This window comes from Caballeronia mineralivorans PML1(12), from assembly GCF_001028175.1.
Lineage (GTDB): Bacteria > Pseudomonadota > Gammaproteobacteria > Burkholderiales > Burkholderiaceae > Caballeronia > Caballeronia mineralivorans.
Genome location: NZ_AEJF01000121.1, coordinates 1 through 15,620 on the forward strand (window position 1 = coordinate 1; position 15,620 = coordinate 15,620).

Consider the following 15,620-nt stretch of genomic DNA (forward strand, 5'->3'; position numbering starts at 1 on the left):
CGCCCGCGCGCTGCCCGCCTGGCGCGACTTGCTGCCGAAAGAGCGCGCAACGATCCTGCATAAATGGAACGCGCTGATCATGGCGAACCAGGACGCGCTCGGCGCGCTGATCTCGCTGGAACAGGGCAAGCCGCTGGCTGAAGGCCGGGGCGAAGTGGCGTATGGCGCGTCGTATGTCGCATGGTTCGCCGACGAAGCCACGCGCATCTACGGCGACATCATTCCGCAGCAGCAGCGCGGCAAGCGCATGACCGCGGTGAAGGAACCTATCGGCATTGTCGCGGCCATCACGCCGTGGAATTTTCCGCTCGCCATGATCGCGCGCAAGATCGCACCGGCGCTCGCGGCCGGTTGCACGGTCGTCGCGAAGCCCGCCGAAGACACACCGCTGACTGCCTCGGCACTAGTGCTGCTGGCACACGAAGCGGGCGTGCCGGCGGGCGTGCTGAACCTCATCACGGCTTCGCGGGATCACGCCGTGGCCACCGTCGCTGACTGGCTTGAAGACTCGCGCGTGCGCAAGATCACGTTCACCGGTTCGACGCCGGTGGGCAAATACCTGGCGCGTGAATCGGCCGGAACGCTGAAGAAGTTGTCGCTGGAACTCGGTGGCAATGCACCGTTCATTGTCTTCGACGACGCCGATCTCGACGCCGCCGTCACCGGCCTTCTTGCTGCCAAGTTTCGCAATGGCGGCCAGACCTGTGTGTGCCCTAATCGCGTGTATGTACAAGCTGGCGTGTACGACAAATTCGCGGACATGCTGAGCCGCCGCGTAGCCGAACTGAAGGTTGCACCGGCCACCGACCCCGACGCGCAGATTGGTCCGATGATCAACATCCGCGCACTCGACAAGATTGCGCGCCATGTCGACGACGCCCTCGCCCACGGCGCGCGCGTGCTCGCCGGCGGCAAGCGCCTGCCCGAACTCGGCCCGCATTATTACGCGCCGACCGTACTCGCCGACGCCACCCACGAGATGCTCCTGTGCGGCGAAGAAACCTTCGGGCCAGTCGTGCCGCTGTTCCGTTTCGACGACGAAGCCGAAGCCGTCGAAGCCGCGAACAACACGCCGTTCGGCCTCGCTTCGTATTTCTATAGCCAGGATGTGCGTCGCATCGACCGCGTCTCGCGCGCGTTGCAAGCCGGCATCGTCGGTATCAACGAAGGCGCGCTGGCAAGCGAAGCAGCGCCCTTCGGCGGCGTGAAGGAATCGGGCTACGGCCGCGAAGGATCGAAATACGGCCTCGACGACTACCTGTCGATCAAATATCTGTGCCAGGGGAATCTCGCATGAGCACGCCAGCCGAACATTATCCGATCGAGGTCACGTTCCCCGATATCTCGATCCACAAAGAGTCCGGGTCGGGCACTCCCTATGTGCACACCTTCGACTCCGGCGTGCCCGGTCCGCACGTGATGATCAACGCGTTGACGCACGGCAATGAAGTGTGCGGCGCGATTGTCGTGGATGCATTGTTGCGCCTGAAACTGCGGCCACGGCGCGGCCGCCTGACGCTCTCGTTCGCGAACGTCGCGGCGTATGCCAGCTTCGATCCGTCGAAGCCCGACGCCGCCCGTTTCGTCGATCAGGACTTCAACCGCGTATGGACCAGCAAGGTACTCGACGACACATCGCGTACGTCCAGCGAGCTCGCGCGGGCTCGCGAGATGCGCCCGGTCATCGATACCGTGGACGTTTTGCTCGACCTCCATTCAATGCACGAGCGCAGCAAGCCGCTGATTGTCGCGGGTCCGTTGGATAAGGGCATTGAATTGTCGTTGCGGCTCGGCACGCCGGCCACGGTGATCTGCGACGAAGGTCATCCCGAAGGCCGCCGGATGCGCGACTACGAGGGTTTCGGCGACGCCGAAAGTCCCAAGAACGCGCTGTTGATCGAATGCGGACAGCATTGGGAACGCAGCGCCGTCACGGTCGCACGCGATACCACCGCGCGTTTCCTGCTGCTGTCCGGCGTGGTCGACAGTGAAGACTTGCCCGGCGATTGGCTTGCCCCCTTGCCGCAAACAATGCATGTCGTGCGCGTGACGCAACCGGTCGTGGCCCAGAGCATGGATTTTCGCTTCGCCGCGCCTTACACCGGCCTGGAAATTTTCCCCGAGGCGGGTAGCCTGATCGGCTGGTCGAACGGCGAGCCGATTCACACGCCTTACGACGACTGCATGCTGGTGATGCCGTCGTTGCGGCAATTGCGTCCCGGCGTGACGGTCGTGCGCTTAGGGAAAATCGAGCGAAAGGTAGAGCGGGAAACTGCCGTCTGACATCACGGATAACGAATCGAAAAGGTCCACATGAAGGTTCAGCAAATCAAACAAAGCGTCAGCCTGCAAAATCTCGAGAATTGGGGCACAGCCGGCCTGCCGGGCACGACGCCGATTCAGGTGTCGGGCGTGCAGCGCGTGATCGAAGGCAGCGAAGCTATCGATACCGGTATTTTCGAATGTTCGGCGGGAACGTACCGGCGCTCGGTCAAGCAGGCGGAAGTGATGCATTTTCTCGCGGGTCGTGGCCGCTTTACGCCGGACGGCGAAGACACGATTCACTTTGCCAGCGGCGACACGCTGTTCTTCGAAGCGAACACGGAAGGGCTGTGGGAAGTGGAAGAAACCATGCGCAAGGTGTATGTGATCTTCTAAGTACTTGAAGTCGCCAGGTGATGTGAGCGCATGGACCCCATGGGCCGATAAACACTAGCGCTGGCGGCGCTAACCGATCAAACTCGGGCCCCTTGCGCTCGCGAGTCTTCAATACTGTTGCCCTAAACATACGTTTGATGCCACGCAGCCCCAGCCAGAGCGGGCTTGAGCAGGTGCATTGGTGACACTACCAATGTCCTGAACCTGGCAGTTGGCGCTTACTGGAAGAACACGAACTTCGGCTGTCCGGTGTTTAGTCTCGGGAACGCGCCATCGGGCGCATACGTCTACCTGACACGCCGTTGTTTGCGCCGATAAATAATCGAAGTGGTGTTCAACATGAAGACGTTCAATCATCTCAATGCCGTAACCTCATCGCTCGCAGGAAACCGTAGCAAAATCTCCAAGGCGAGTGTCAAAGCCGAAAAGCAGTGCTCTTCTTATATGTCCATGCTTCAGGCGCCCATGACCGTGCTGGCTTGCAACGTGTCCGATCGTGCCGACATTTCAGCCGTGGCGATACTTGGCTATAACTAGTCACGTTGTTGCAAGACTGCGCATGTGAAGCTGCAAGGAGAAAACCGCATCGACTATATCGATGCGGTTAACGACTTCGGTCAGGTCATGCCGTGACTGAAGCCGTGCCTCCTGCACCTCGTTCATGAACGCTGAGCCGTGCTTTGAACCGCGGTCAATTCATGCCAGCGGTTCCACGCATTCTTGCGACCTGCCCAGCTTGGTTCGCCGACTTAACTTAGTTAGCCGACACTACCGGCATTGACGCAGGGGCCGCAGCCGCCGTGTTTGCCGGTGCGCCGCCATGCGAAGCGTAAGCGTTATCCGCTGCTTGCACGCGTGCTTCAGCCGCTTGAATCTCATCGGGATAATGATTCTGCTTCGCTGCAGGCTGGTAGCCCGCTTTTTCCAGTTGAACGAGTTCGGCGCGTACTTCGGCACGCGTAACGGGACCATTGCTGGTTTGCGCGAACGATACAGCCGGAACGATCAGAACAGCAGCCAGTATTGCGCAGATAAGGTTTTTCATAATAAGCAGACCTCGCGAAATGTGGCTCCAGTCACCATGATTGAAGCCCGTGTCTCATCGTCTTAAGGTGGTGATGAGCAGGACTTCATTCTGCGTAACCAGCACTGTCCTTACGCTGACACCGCGATTACAAGCTTGTTATCTGCACGGTCGGGTCAACTCGTGGTCCAGCCGATAGTGGGTCGGACACCACGCAATTTTCGCAATAGAGAATTGCATGTCGCCGCCATTTATGACGATTTTAAAGTTCCCCTGGCGTGCCGCGGAGACCTCGATCAACGACGTCGAAGATCCGTGTCGCACGATTAAATCGAAGTCATCCAAGGGAATCGAAAATGAAAAAACTATTGGTCGCCGGCGCGACAATGGGCGTGTTTTCCTGTCCGCTTTCGAGCTTCGCTCAGAGCAGCGTAACGCTTTACGGCGTGATCGACGAAGGCTTCAACTACACGAGTAACGTGGGAGGTCATTCGAACGAACAACTGCAGAGCGGCTACGCTCAAGGAAGCCGCTGGGGCCTTAAAGGATCAGAGGATCTGGGCGGTGGGCTCAAGGCAATATTCCAGCTTGAGAATGGTTTCGACGTCAATTCTGGAAGCCTTAACCAGGGAGGCCGCATGTTTGGCCGGCAGGCTTACGTGGGCCTGAGCTCAGCGAAGTTAGGCACTGTAACCCTCGGCCGGCAGTACGACTCGGTTGTCGACTACCTTGCGCCGCTGACGGCAAACGGAAATTGGGCGGGCTACCTGATGTCGCACCCGCTGGACAACGACAACACTGACAACTCGTTCCGCCTCAACAACACGGTCAAGTACGCCAGCAACAACTATGGCGGCTTCACCTTCGGCGGCTTGTACGGGTTCAGCAATCAGGCCGGCGGCTTCGCGAACAATCGCGCGTACAGTCTCGGCGCACAGTATGCAGCGGGTCCGCTGACAGTCGCGGCAGCGTACATGCAGATCAACAACCCGGGCGGGACGACGGGCGGCTCGCTCGCCACAAATGACACTAACTTCTTCGCGAGCCGCGAGCGTGTCTGGGGCGGCGGAGTCAACTATACAATCGGGTCCGCCGCGACGCTGGGGCTGGTCTACTCGCATACCGACCTGACCAACGCTACGGGATCCACGTATGTCGGCAATTTTGCCAACACGGCGAGCTCGTTGAAGTTTGATAACTTCGAAGCAAATTTCAAATACCAGTTCTCCAAGGATCTTTTCGCGGGGGCCATGTACACCTACACGATGGGTCATTTCAACAGCTCTGCCGGAGACTCCAAGCCTAAGTGGAACCAGTTCGGCATGATGGTGGACTACAACCTGTCGCTCCGGACAGACGTCTACGTGCAGGGTATGTATCAACACGTCTCGGCCGTTTCCGCTTCGGCAGCGCCGCTTAACGGAGCCTTTATTCCCGGCACCGACGCTCCGTCATCGACGCAGAACCAGTTTGTCGGCCGCGTCGGGCTGCGGCATGTCTTCTAGAAAGATATCAATTTTGTAATCGGGCGGTTCGTCTGTCGTCACCAACGCTGCTGCAAGCTAACAGCAATGTTGGTGACCCTGGATGACAAGTCATGAATCAGCTCGATTCGATGCGCATTTTCTCGAAGGTCGCGGAGTGCCTGAACTTCGCCGACGCGGCACGCCAACTCGGCATATCGAACGCAGTGGTGACACGCAGCGTAGCAACGCTCGAAAACCATCTGCGTATCCGGCTGATCAATCGCACTACCCGGAGGGTGGCGCTTACAACGGCGGGCCAGGCGTATTTCGAAGGATGCCAGGACCTGCTCAGGCAATTGACGGCGATGGAGCAGCGCATTCTTTCGACGACGGCCCACCCTGTGGGATGCCTCAGGATCGCGTCGCCCGCTTCATTCTCGCAAAGCAAGCTTGCGATGATTCTGACCGCGTTTCGCGCGGAGCAGCCGCACGTGTCTTTCGATGTCACCGTGTATGAAACGATCAACGAGATCGCGGCGGAAAATTATGATCTTTGCTTCACGGCTGAGCGGCGCCTGCGCGACTCCTCGATGGTATGCAGGCCGCTGGTACGCATGCATGACGTGGTCGTCGCCGCTCCGGCTTACATCGCGCGCCGGGGGCAGCCGACCACGCCTGCTGCCTTGACCGAACATGACATCCTGCTGGCAACGGATGCGCCAAACCGCTATTGGGAGTTCAGGGACCTCAACGGCGCGCATCGGGTTTCGTTGAACCCAATCCTGACAACCCAAAGCTTGCTGGCAGTCAAAAGCGCTGCCGTCACCGGTCTGGGCATTGCGCGCATTGCGAACGTTCTGGTTGAGCGGGAGCTGGCCGAGGGATCGCTTGTTGCTCTGCTACGCGATTTCCAGCTCGACAGCAATGAGCGTACGGTCTGGATGCTTTACTCGGGCCAGCCGTTCATCACTCAGGTTGTGCGGTCTTTTATCGATTTCGTTGTAGACCGGTATCGTGATGAGGACGCTGTCCTGGCCCGGCCTACACGTTCGACACGCATGGCGCTTGGGAGTAATGACGCCAGGATTCAATGAGGGGATTTTTCGCTCGCGCTCGGGGTTAGCCAACATATAACGACCGCAGACCTAAGCAGCAGCAACCCAGCGCCAACCACGACGCCCGAAACCCCGTGCAACCCGCCCCCCCAACCGCCAACCGCCAACCCCACCGAAACCCGTCCACCGGCGCGAGCGAAAACAATCTCGCAACGGCTTCTTAAGCCAGCATCTTGAGGCGATAGCCGTTACCGCGAATCGTGATGATCTCGTCATTACCCAGTTTCTGACGAAGGTAATGCACGTGCACTTCGACCGCCTTGCTCCGGATTGATTCGCCACGCTTATAAAGCCGCTGCTCGAGTTCGGTCCGCGAAAACACGCGATTAGGTTCTTCCAGCAAGGCTTGCAACAGAGTGAACTCGCGGGGCGAGAGGTGTATGCCTACGCCGTTTTTGCTTGCGCTACGAGCGGCCGGGTCGAGTTCAAGCAGACCATGGGTATAGACGGGAGTCCGGCCAATTCGATGCCGGCGTAGCCATGTCTGTATCCGCATGGACAATTGCCCCATGACCAAGGGCTTGCAAAGGTAGTCGTTGGCCCCCGCGTCGAGCCCGACCAAGGCGTCTTCGATAGCCTCGGCTTCGGTCACAAGGATTACTGGTGCTTCCCCGCCAAGCCGCCGGTACTGCGTCAACGCGACAATGCCTTCGCGCCTGTCATGGCAGACATCAACAATAACAAGATCATAGTGCGCGCAGCCGAACGCCCGCCGCGCCGCTTCCCTTCCCTGCACACAATCGACCAGGTAGCCTTCGCGGCGCAAGGACACCGACACGTCGGTGTCGAGCTCGCCCGCGTCCATCAGCAATACTCGCATCTTCCTTGACTCTCCAGGAACGTCCCTTTAACCGGGACAAGTCGATCCGCTGTAAGCATTGTTGCGTTGACCGGATAACGTGAAAGTGACTGCAAGATTACGTTTTCGACATAAACCGGACGGCAACAACCAGAACGCGGATTACCCTGCCTTATTATAAAATTCGATTTCGCTTAAGCTTCTCATAAGCAATCCGGCAAAGTATTATGCTAAGCGAAAAACATTTACCGATGCGACGCATGAGTTTGAAGAATTAAATACCGAATGATCATTATCATTGAATTTTTACGCTAACCCGACATCAAGCTTTAAAACATAATTCACCCATCCATAAAATATCCGGGTCAGTCAAAAATTGATGAATAAATACAAAAACTACAGGCAGAAATGACAATTGATATTTAATCGCGCAAGCATTTGAATTAAAACAATAAATTCTTACCAATCATTACCCCGTACTTCACGGGCCTTCCCTGACCAATGTTTCCACCTATTACAAGTGCCGAACCGCGCGTTAATGTGTCGGTGACGCCCGTGCCAGTTCGGCGTTTCTCGATATAGACCGAGTGCGTCCTGCCTTCAAACACGCAGGGCACACGAAAACCAAAGCAGGTTCAGGAGATAGCGATGAAGATACAAACGTCGATCGCGGCGGGATTCTGTGCGATTGCAATTACCACCCTTATTGCCGGTTGCGGCGGAAGTGACAACTCCAACAATGGGCCCCGGATCGTCTCGACAATTTCGGTTCCCAATTCGGCATCGCCGCCATTTAACTTCGACATTAGCTACGCCGATTCGGGCAAGTATTATCTGGCGGACCGCAACAATACGTCAGTCGACGTCGTCGATACCAAGACCAATACGTTGATCGCGCAAATCAAAGGCCCCTATGCCGGCATCGGCGCCACCAGCAATGCGTCGGGTCCCGACGGACTAGTGGGCATTCCGGGCACCAACACCATTTACGTGGGCGACGTGAACTCGGTGAAAGTGTTAGACGTGGGGGCGCAGCAGGTGACAAAGACCATTCCCATCAGTACGTCCGGTTCGCGTGTGGATGAAGGCTGTTACGACCCGGACGACAAGCTCATCATGTTCGCCAGCCCCGGCGACTCTCCACCCTTCGTCACGTTCATCTCAACCACGACGCAGGCCGTTGTGTCGAAGCTCACGTTCACCGGCTCAAGCGGCCTTGAAGCGTGCGCGTACGATCCGAAAAACAAGAACTTCATCATTAACAACGACGGCACCACGGCCAACCCCGAGGGTGAAGTTAACATCATTCCCGCGGCTGCGGTCGTAGCAGGCGCACCCGCGGTCACCCGGGTGTTTCCGCTAGGTCACTGCAGTCCGACCGGACTCGATCTCGGTCCGAACAACGACATGGTCGTCGGTTGCGATCCCCTGCCCGGCAATCCGCTGATCACGCTGATCCTGGACCGGACAAGTGGCGCAACGCTTGCCACTGTTCCGTTCGGCGGCGTGGATCAGATCGCTTACGACAGTGCGACAAATCGATACGTCCTGCCCGCGCGCCACTATCAAACCAACAATATTGCGGCGGCGTCCAACTTCGTTCCCACGCTTGGCCTCGTCGATGCCTCCAGCCGCTCGATCATCACGACGCTGGCCATTGGCAATAACGCGCATTCGGTGGCGGTGGACAGTGCGACAGGGCAAGCGTACTTGCCGTTCGCGCCGGGCGTCGCAGCGTTCCCGAACGGAGGTATCCAGGTCGTGACCATCCATTGATGGCATAGCATGCCGGCAAGCAGCGAACCCGACGTTCAGGCTGGGTTCGCTGCACCCCATCACTCTCATTCTGCAACAGAAAATTACAGCTTTATCAGAAAAGTCATAAGCATCAACTAAGCCTTCTTCGATAAGCTCGCGGGTCATTCACGAATTTATCGACGGAGCTATGGAAGCACTCAACCAGACTCTTTTCTTGCTGATCAATGCATCGGCGCAACCGAACTCCGACGTCGTTGCATTGGCCATGCTGTTCGGCGAATACGCCATCTGGCTGGTGCCCGCCACGCTCGTCCTGGGCTGGCTGCGCGGCAACGACACCCTGCGGCAGCGGCTGATCGAAGCCAGCGCGTCGGCACTGCTGGCGTTGCTGGCGGCGCAGATAATCGGCGTGATGTGGCCGCATCCCCGGCCGTTCATGATCGGCCTGGGGCATACGTTGATCGTGCACGGAGCGGATTCATCCTTTCCGAGCGACCATTTGACGTTCTGTTGGGCGGTCGCCTTCAGCCTCCTGATGCACCCCGAAGCGCGCCGCGCGGGCTCGGTACTCGCGCTTATTGGTCTGCCGATGGCATGGGCGCGGATCTATATCGGCGTGCATTTCCCATTCGATATTGTGGGTGCCGCGCTGGTCTCGGGAATCAGTGCATGGCTGTGCGCACTCACCGGACGCTGGTTCGCGGCTCCGGTCGTGCGCGCCGCGATGATCGCTTACCGGCCGCTGTTCGCACCGCTGATCCGGCGCGGCTGGGTGACCCGATAACCCGCGCGTTCCTGACTCGACGCAAAGTCCGCCGCTGATCTTCGGCATCCGTAAAAAGCAAATGGCGACCTGCTGCAAATTGCCGGTCGCCACCAAGCTGGCCAGACATCAATGGCCAGCGCCCCCTACCGCACCGGCGCGCTTTCAGCCGTCACGTTGCTCTCACGCTTCCGGTCGATCCAGTGTGCGAGCCGGTCAAACCACAGATGCACCACCGGCGTGGTGAACAGCGTAAGCATCTGCGAGACGATCAAGCCGCCGACAATCGCGATCCCGAGCGGCACCCGCAACTCTGCGCCGGCGCCATGCCCCAGCGCCAGCGGCAAGGCACCGAACAGCGCAGCAAGCGTGGTCATCATGATCGGGCGAAACCGCAGCACGCATGCCTGCCGGATTGCGTCGTGAGGAGACAAGCCCTGCTCCCGTTCAGCGACCAGCGCGAAGTCGATCATCATGATCGCGTTCTTCTTCACAATCCCGATCAGCAGGATGATGCCGATCATGCCCATGATCGACAGGTCCTGGCCGCATAACATCAGCGCGAGCAGCGCGCCCACGCCCGCGGACGGCAAAGTGGAGATGATGGTCAGCGGATGAATTGCGCTTTCATACAAGATGCCGAGTATCAGGTACACCACCACGAGCGCGGCAGCAATCAGGTAAGGCTCGCTCTTCAGCGACGCCTGGAATGCCTGTGCCGTTCCCTGGAATGTACCGGTTAGCGAATCCGGCTTGCCCGCCGTTACTTCCGCTTGATGAATGGCGTTCACCGCATTACCCAGCGACTGACCCGAAGCGAGATTGAACGAGATCGTCACCGAGGGAAACAAGCCCTGATGATTGACCGATATCGGCGATACGGTGTTCTCGACTTTCGCGAGCGTGTTCAGCGGCACAAGCGAATTGGTGAGCGGCGAGCGCACGTACAGGTGAGCGAGAGCGTCAGCCGTCAGCTGGAACTTCGGATCGACCTCCTCGATGACGTGATACTGGTTGAGCTGCGTGAACAGCGTCGCGATCTGGCGCTGGCCGAAGGCGTCGTAGAGCGTGTCGTCGATCGCTTGCGCCGTGATGCCGAAACGCGATGCGGTGCTGCGATCGATCACCAGGTTCGCGCTAGTCGCCGACGCCTGCTGATCCGAGGTGACATCGGTCAGTTCGGGCAACACCGACAAACGTTGTGTCATCACCTGCGCCCAATGATTCAACAAGTTGACGTCGGGTGCCTGCAGCGTGTACTGATATTGCGCCGCACTGATCCGTCCGCCCACCTGGATATCCTGGCGCACCTGCATGGCGAGCGAAATGCCGATCACTGTGGCAAGCCTCGGTTTGAGACGGTTCAGCACTTTGCCGGCGCTGTCCGTGCGCTGCCCGAACGGCTTCAGGTTGATCATCACGCGACCCTGGCTCACGGTCGGATTGGCACCGATCCAGTAGTAGACGTTGTCGACGGCGGGATCGGCCTCGATGATAGACCCAAGCTGCTGCATCTTCGCCGCCATCGACTGCGGCGAGATATCGGGCGCCGCTTGCGCCACCCCCATGATCAGCCCGGAATCCTCTTGCGGAAAGAAGCCCTTCGGAATCGCGATGAACAGCCCGGCCGTTGCAATGACCGTTGCAACCGTCACACCGAGCATGATCTTCTGATGGCGAAGCACCCGGTCGAGCCCTCGCTCGTAATGCCGCTCGGTCCACGTAAAACCCCGTTCCAGCCAAACTTCCAGCTTGCGCATCCGGCCGCCGTCCGTGCCCGGCGCGCGGATGAGCCAGCCGCAAAGCATCGGCGTGACCGTCAGCGACACCACTGCTGACATCAGGATCGCCGCACTCACCGTCACGGCAAACTCGCGGAACAACCGCCCCACAATGCCACCCATCAGCAGGATCGGGATGAACACGGCGATCAGCGAGATCGTCATCGAAATGATCGTGAAGCGGACCTCGCGTGCACCTAGCAAAGCGGCCTGCATTCGCGGCACGCCTTCCTCGATGTGACGCATCACGTTCTCGATCACAACGATCGCATCGTCGACAACAAAACCCACCGCGATGGTCAGCCCCATCAGCGAAAGATTGTCGAGGCTGTAGCCAAGCACGTACATCACGGCGAAGGTCGCGACCAGCGAGAGCGGGATCGTCAGACTCGGGATCACGGTCGCCCAGAGGTTGCGCAGGAACGAGAAGATCACCATCACCACGAGTCCGACAGTCAGCATCAGCGTGAACTGCACGTCGTGGACGGACGCATTGATAGTCTGGGTCCGGTCGCCCACCACATGCAGATGCGCAGCGGCCGGCAGCGTCGCCTCGAGCGCGGGTAACGCTGTCTTGATGTTGGCAATGGTCTGGACAACGTTGTATCCGGGCTGCTTGTGCACGTCCAGGATGATCGCGCGTTCATGCTGCAGCCACGCGGCCTGTTGCGTGTCTTCGGACGCGCTTATGACCGTGCCCAGGTCCTGCACTCGAACGGGCGCGCCGTTCTTGTAAGCCACTACGAGGTCGCGGTATCCATCGACGGTGGTGAGCTGGTCCGTCGCGTTGAATACGACCGAGCGGTCGGGACCGTTGAGGCTCCCCTTAGGCGCGTTGACTGTCTGCACACCCACGATCGAACGCACGTCTTCCAGCGTGAGACCGCGTGCTGCGAGCTTGTCGGGGTCCAGCTGGATACGTACGGCCGGACGCTGCTGTCCATGAAAGTCGACGAGACCGACGCCCGGCATCTGCGAGATCTGCTGCGCGAGATAATCTTCCGCATAACCGTCGAGCTGCGTGAGCGTCAGCGAAGGCGATGTCAGCGCGAGCGAGAGCAAGGTGAAATCGGCGGGGTTGACCTTTTCATACGTCGGCGGGTTCGGCAGGTTCTTCGGCAGCGTGCCGCCGGCTGCGTTGATCGCCGTTTGCACATCCTGCGCCGCGCCGTTGATGTCGCGTGTCAGATCGAACTGGACGGCAATATTCGTCGTGCCGAGCGAACTCGACGAGGTCATCTGCGTGATGCCGGCAATCAACGACAGTTGCCGTTCGAGCGGCGTCGCTACCGATGTCGCCATGGTCTCCGCGCTGGCGCCCGGCAACTTCGCGACAACCTGGATGGTCGGGAAGTCGACCTGCGGCAACGGCGCGACCGGCAACAGGAAGTAGGCGACCGCGCCGACGAGCAGCACGGCGATAGCCAGAAAACTCGTCGCAATACGGCGCTGGATGAAACGTTCGAGAAGGCTCATGACGGATCGCCCACGGTGCCGGTGTTGGCGGCGTCAGCGGCCGTGTCGGGCGTTGCGGCTACCACCTTCGCCGCTACCCGCGCGCCGGGATTCAGACGGCTTTGGCCATCGAAGACGATCAGGTCCGCCGCCGTGACACCGCCGCGAATTTCCGTCATGCCGTCCACGCTGACGCCGACCTGAACCGGCCGCAACTGTGCCTTCCCGTTCGGACCGACCGTGTAGAGCTGCGTGCCGTTCTGTGTATTCACCACTGCGCGGCTGGGCACGGCCAGGCGCTGCTTGTCGGTGCGGATCAGCACGCGCGCGTTGACCAGTTCGCCCGGCCAGAGCTTGCGGTCCTGGTTCGTGAACGATGCCTTGAGCTTGATCTGGCCCGTGGTGGCATCCACCAGGCTATCGATGAAAACCAGTGAGCCCGAAGCGAGCTCTGTGCTTCCCGAACGCGTGGAGACGTCCACCGGCAGCGGTGCTTTCGCCTGTCCCGCGAGCAGGTCGGTCAAGCCGTCCTGCGGCACGGAGAACAGCACTTCGATCGGTTCCATCTGCGTGACGGTAACAATGCCGGTCGTATCCGCCGGATGAACGATCGCCCCCAGGTCGGCCTCGCGTGCGCCGACGCGGCCCGTGAATGGCGCGTACAGCGTCGTGAAGCCGAGTTGCAGGCGGTCGCTCTGGACCAGCGCGGCATCGGCTGCGACGCTTGCCGCGAACGACTCGACCTGCGACTTCGCGGTGTCCACGCTTTGCGTTGTCGCCGCCCCGATGCCTACCAACTTCGAGAAGCGGGCAAGGTCCAGGCGGGCGTTGTCGAGGCTTGCCTGATCCTTGCGCTGCGCGGCTTCCGCCTGCCGTAATTGTGCGGTGAGCGGACCCTGGTCCAGTTGCGCGAGTAATTGCCCGGCCTTCACGTCCTGCCCTTCATTGAACGCAACGCGCGCCAGTTGTCCGTCGACCCGTACTTTCACGTCGACTGTGTTGAGTGCCTGGACCGTCCCTACGGCCGCGAGGCGAATCGGGAAGTCGAGCAAGGTGGCGTGACCGGCGTTGACCGGAACGGCAGCAGCCGGAGCGCTGACCGGATGTTTCGGCCATAGCCACCAACCGAGCAGCACGATAAGGACAAGTATCGCCACGATAAACGGCGCACGCATGGACCGCTTATCTTGGCCGCGAGGTTCCGGCTGAAGAGGAATGTCTTCTTGTTTCATGAGTTGCCAGGATTCGATTGGGAACTTGATGGGGACGCCTGGGGTGCGGAATCGGTGACGCCAAAACCACCGCCGAAAGCACGGAACAAACCCACCGACGCTTGCAGCCGTAAGAGCCGTGCCTGCACCAGCGTGTCCTCTGCCTGATACAGCGTGCGCTGTGCATCGAGCACCGTCAGGAAGTCGACCGTGCCGAACTTGTACTGCGCCTCGGCGAGCGTCGCGGCCTGGCGCGCTGCGTCGGCGGCGGTCTGATCGGAGGCTTCCGCAAGCTGCTGTTGCTGCGCGGCCGTCAACGAATCTTCAACGTCCTGCAGCGCGGTCACGATCGTCTGCCGGTAGTCCGCCACGCCCTTGGTCACTGCTGCCTGGTTCGCATGAAGCTGGCCGTGCAACGCGCCGCCATCGAAGATCGGTGCAGCAAGGGAAGTCGCAATGCTCGCAAACGGGCTTGTCAGGAAATGCGACAGCGAACCGCTGCTCAAGCCGCCGTCGGCCGTGAGCAGGAGAGTCGGAAAGTACGCTGCGCGTGCCGCGCCGACGCTGTAGTTCGCGGACTGCAGGGTCGCTTCCTTCGAGCGGATATCGGGGCGCGTTTCCAGCAGGCTCGACGGCAAGTTGGGCCGCACCGCCGGGATGGGAATGGCGCTCAGCTGCACGTCGCCCACGTTCATTTGCTCGGGCGCGCTGCCTGTGAGCACGGCCAGCGAATGCAGGCTTTGATCGAGTTGCTGCTGCAAGACCGGCACGTTTGCCTGAAACGTGGCCAGCGCATTGCGCTGCTGCTGGATCTGCAACTCCGTCGCCACGCCGGCGTCCTTCTGCGCGATGAGCAATTGAAGAATGTGTTCGGCGTCGGTGGAAATGGTGCGTGCGAGCATCACGCGGCGCCGCAGGGACTGGATCTGGAAGTACGTGTTCGCTACCGATGCCGTCAGCGTCAGCGCGACCGTATCGCGGTCGAATTCCGATGCCCGCGCGAGCAGCATCGCGGCGTTGGCATTCGCCGCGTTCAGTCCCCAGAAATCGACTTCATAGCTGGCTTCGAGAAAGACGCTCTGGCTCTTTCCCGTCGAGCCTTTTTTGCCGCCGGCACCGCCCTGATGGCTGCGGTCGAAGGTTGCCCCAAACGTCAGCGACGGGTACAGCGGCGCACCGGCTTTCTCTGCATTGCCGCGCGCTTCTTCGACGGTCGCCACCGCCGACGCCAGCGAGAAGTTGTTCTGCAGGCTCCGCTCGACCAGCGCGTTCAGCGCGGGGTCTTGATACGCGCGCCACCATTCGCTTCGAACCGGCGTGGTATTGGCGAGCGAGGTTGACGCGGCGCCGTCGAAGTGTTGGGCGAGCGGTGCATCGGGGCGCTTGTACGCGGGCACGAGCGAACAGCCGGAAAACAGCAGCGCCAGTGCCAGTACGACCGCGCAGGCCGGACGCACCGGTTCGGCGCGGCAAAATGCGGGCAACAGCGCCGAACGAGGCGGTTCGGACATGGAGTAGTGTCTCTTGCAACAATGAAGTTGCAAGCGTAGCGAGACCGTCCTGTCAGCTCTTTCGCGCGATGATTAAAAA

13 protein-coding genes are annotated in these 15,620 nt (G+C 60.0%); 8 read left to right on the forward strand and 5 right to left on the reverse strand.

The window, feature by feature from the left end; translation table 11 throughout:
* From EOS_RS18870 to EOS_RS18885, 4 genes are all read left to right on the forward strand, one after another.
* The coding region (locus EOS_RS18870; protein ID WP_047848204.1) for an NAD-dependent succinate-semialdehyde dehydrogenase at positions 1 to 1,297 on the forward strand (1,297 nt) is incomplete at its 5' end.
* Complete coding sequence (locus EOS_RS18875; RefSeq protein WP_047848205.1) at positions 1,294 to 2,283, forward strand: M14 family metallopeptidase; 990 nt, start codon at positions 1,294 to 1,296, stop codon at positions 2,281 to 2,283. The genes EOS_RS18870 and EOS_RS18875, both read left to right, overlap by 4 nt.
* A gap of 30 nt (positions 2,284 to 2,313) precedes the next feature.
* A complete protein-coding gene (locus tag EOS_RS18880) occupies positions 2,314 to 2,658 on the forward strand; it encodes a cupin domain-containing protein (RefSeq protein WP_047848206.1) in 345 nt (114 codons plus the stop codon).
* 339 nt (positions 2,659 to 2,997) lie between these two features.
* Positions 2,998 to 3,195: a hypothetical protein gene (locus EOS_RS18885; protein ID WP_152693146.1), complete on the forward strand. Its 198-nt coding sequence runs from the start codon at positions 2,998 to 3,000 to the stop codon at positions 3,193 to 3,195.
* Between the two features lie 217 nt (positions 3,196 to 3,412).
* Here EOS_RS18885 and EOS_RS18890 read toward each other — a convergent pair whose 3' ends face one another.
* Positions 3,413 to 3,703 (reverse strand): DUF4148 domain-containing protein, encoded by a 291-nt coding sequence (locus EOS_RS18890; protein WP_047848208.1) that lies wholly within the window; start codon positions 3,701 to 3,703, stop codon positions 3,413 to 3,415.
* A 335-nt stretch (positions 3,704 to 4,038) separates the two neighbouring features.
* Between EOS_RS18890 and EOS_RS18895 the strand changes: the two genes are divergently transcribed.
* Complete coding sequence (locus EOS_RS18895) at positions 4,039 to 5,187, forward strand: porin (protein WP_047848209.1); 1,149 nt, start codon at positions 4,039 to 4,041, stop codon at positions 5,185 to 5,187.
* 92 nt (positions 5,188 to 5,279) lie between these two features.
* The gene (locus tag EOS_RS18900) at positions 5,280 to 6,242 is read left to right on the forward strand and encodes a LysR family transcriptional regulator (RefSeq protein WP_047848210.1); all 963 of its coding nucleotides are present in this window, start codon (positions 5,280 to 5,282) and stop codon (positions 6,240 to 6,242) included.
* Positions 6,243 to 6,423: 181 nt separating this feature from the next.
* Here the strand turns inward: EOS_RS18900 and EOS_RS18905 are convergent, their stop codons facing one another.
* Positions 6,424 to 7,083, reverse strand: a complete 660-nt coding sequence (locus tag EOS_RS18905; RefSeq protein WP_047848211.1) for a winged helix-turn-helix domain-containing protein — start codon at positions 7,081 to 7,083, stop codon at positions 6,424 to 6,426.
* A gap of 627 nt (positions 7,084 to 7,710) precedes the next feature.
* Here EOS_RS18905 and EOS_RS18910 point away from each other — a divergent pair.
* Positions 7,711 to 8,838, forward strand: a complete 1,128-nt coding sequence (locus EOS_RS18910; RefSeq protein ID WP_047848212.1) for a YncE family protein — start codon at positions 7,711 to 7,713, stop codon at positions 8,836 to 8,838.
* Positions 8,839 to 9,007: 169 nt separating this feature from the next.
* Positions 9,008 to 9,604, forward strand: coding sequence for an undecaprenyl-diphosphatase (locus EOS_RS18915; protein ID WP_047848213.1), 597 nt, complete (start codon positions 9,008 to 9,010; stop codon positions 9,602 to 9,604).
* Between the two features lie 125 nt (positions 9,605 to 9,729).
* Here the strand turns inward: EOS_RS18915 and EOS_RS18920 are convergent, their stop codons facing one another.
* From EOS_RS18920 to EOS_RS18930, 3 genes are read right to left on the reverse strand one after another with little or no spacing between them, the layout of a single operon-like run.
* Positions 9,730 to 12,840, reverse strand: a complete 3,111-nt coding sequence (locus EOS_RS18920; protein WP_047848214.1) for an efflux RND transporter permease subunit — start codon at positions 12,838 to 12,840, stop codon at positions 9,730 to 9,732.
* Positions 12,837 to 13,994, reverse strand: coding sequence for an efflux RND transporter periplasmic adaptor subunit (locus EOS_RS18925; RefSeq protein WP_047848276.1), 1,158 nt, complete (start codon positions 13,992 to 13,994; stop codon positions 12,837 to 12,839). The genes EOS_RS18920 and EOS_RS18925 overlap by 4 nt, the downstream gene beginning before the upstream one ends.
* Before the next feature lie 53 nt (positions 13,995 to 14,047).
* Complete coding sequence (locus EOS_RS18930) at positions 14,048 to 15,541, reverse strand: efflux transporter outer membrane subunit (protein WP_053063963.1); 1,494 nt, start codon at positions 15,539 to 15,541, stop codon at positions 14,048 to 14,050.
* Positions 15,542 to 15,620: the final 79 nt, after the last annotated feature.

What these genes read in the sequence shown, in the direction of transcription:
- EOS_RS18875 (WP_047848205.1), top strand. Translation starts at nt 1,294, where the DNA reads ATGAGCACGCCAGCCGAACATTATCCGATCGAGGTCACGTTCCCCGAT.
- EOS_RS18880 (WP_047848206.1), top strand. Translation starts at nt 2,314, where the DNA reads ATGAAGGTTCAGCAAATCAAACAAAGCGTCAGCCTGCAAAATCTCGAG.
- EOS_RS18885 (WP_152693146.1), top strand. Translation starts at nt 2,998, where the DNA reads ATGAAGACGTTCAATCATCTCAATGCCGTAACCTCATCGCTCGCAGGA.
- EOS_RS18890 (WP_047848208.1), bottom strand. Translation starts at nt 3,703, where the DNA reads ATGAAAAACCTTATCTGCGCAATACTGGCTGCTGTTCTGATCGTTCCG.
- EOS_RS18895 (WP_047848209.1), top strand. Translation starts at nt 4,039, where the DNA reads ATGAAAAAACTATTGGTCGCCGGCGCGACAATGGGCGTGTTTTCCTGT.
- EOS_RS18900 (WP_047848210.1), top strand. Translation starts at nt 5,280, where the DNA reads ATGAATCAGCTCGATTCGATGCGCATTTTCTCGAAGGTCGCGGAGTGC.
- EOS_RS18905 (WP_047848211.1), bottom strand. Translation starts at nt 7,083, where the DNA reads ATGCGAGTATTGCTGATGGACGCGGGCGAGCTCGACACCGACGTGTCG.
- EOS_RS18910 (WP_047848212.1), top strand. Translation starts at nt 7,711, where the DNA reads ATGAAGATACAAACGTCGATCGCGGCGGGATTCTGTGCGATTGCAATT.
- EOS_RS18915 (WP_047848213.1), top strand. Translation starts at nt 9,008, where the DNA reads ATGGAAGCACTCAACCAGACTCTTTTCTTGCTGATCAATGCATCGGCG.
- EOS_RS18920 (WP_047848214.1), bottom strand. Translation starts at nt 12,840, where the DNA reads ATGAGCCTTCTCGAACGTTTCATCCAGCGCCGTATTGCGACGAGTTTT.
- EOS_RS18925 (WP_047848276.1), bottom strand. Translation starts at nt 13,994, where the DNA reads ATGCGTGCGCCGTTTATCGTGGCGATACTTGTCCTTATCGTGCTGCTC.
- EOS_RS18930 (WP_053063963.1), bottom strand. Translation starts at nt 15,541, where the DNA reads ATGTCCGAACCGCCTCGTTCGGCGCTGTTGCCCGCATTTTGCCGCGCC.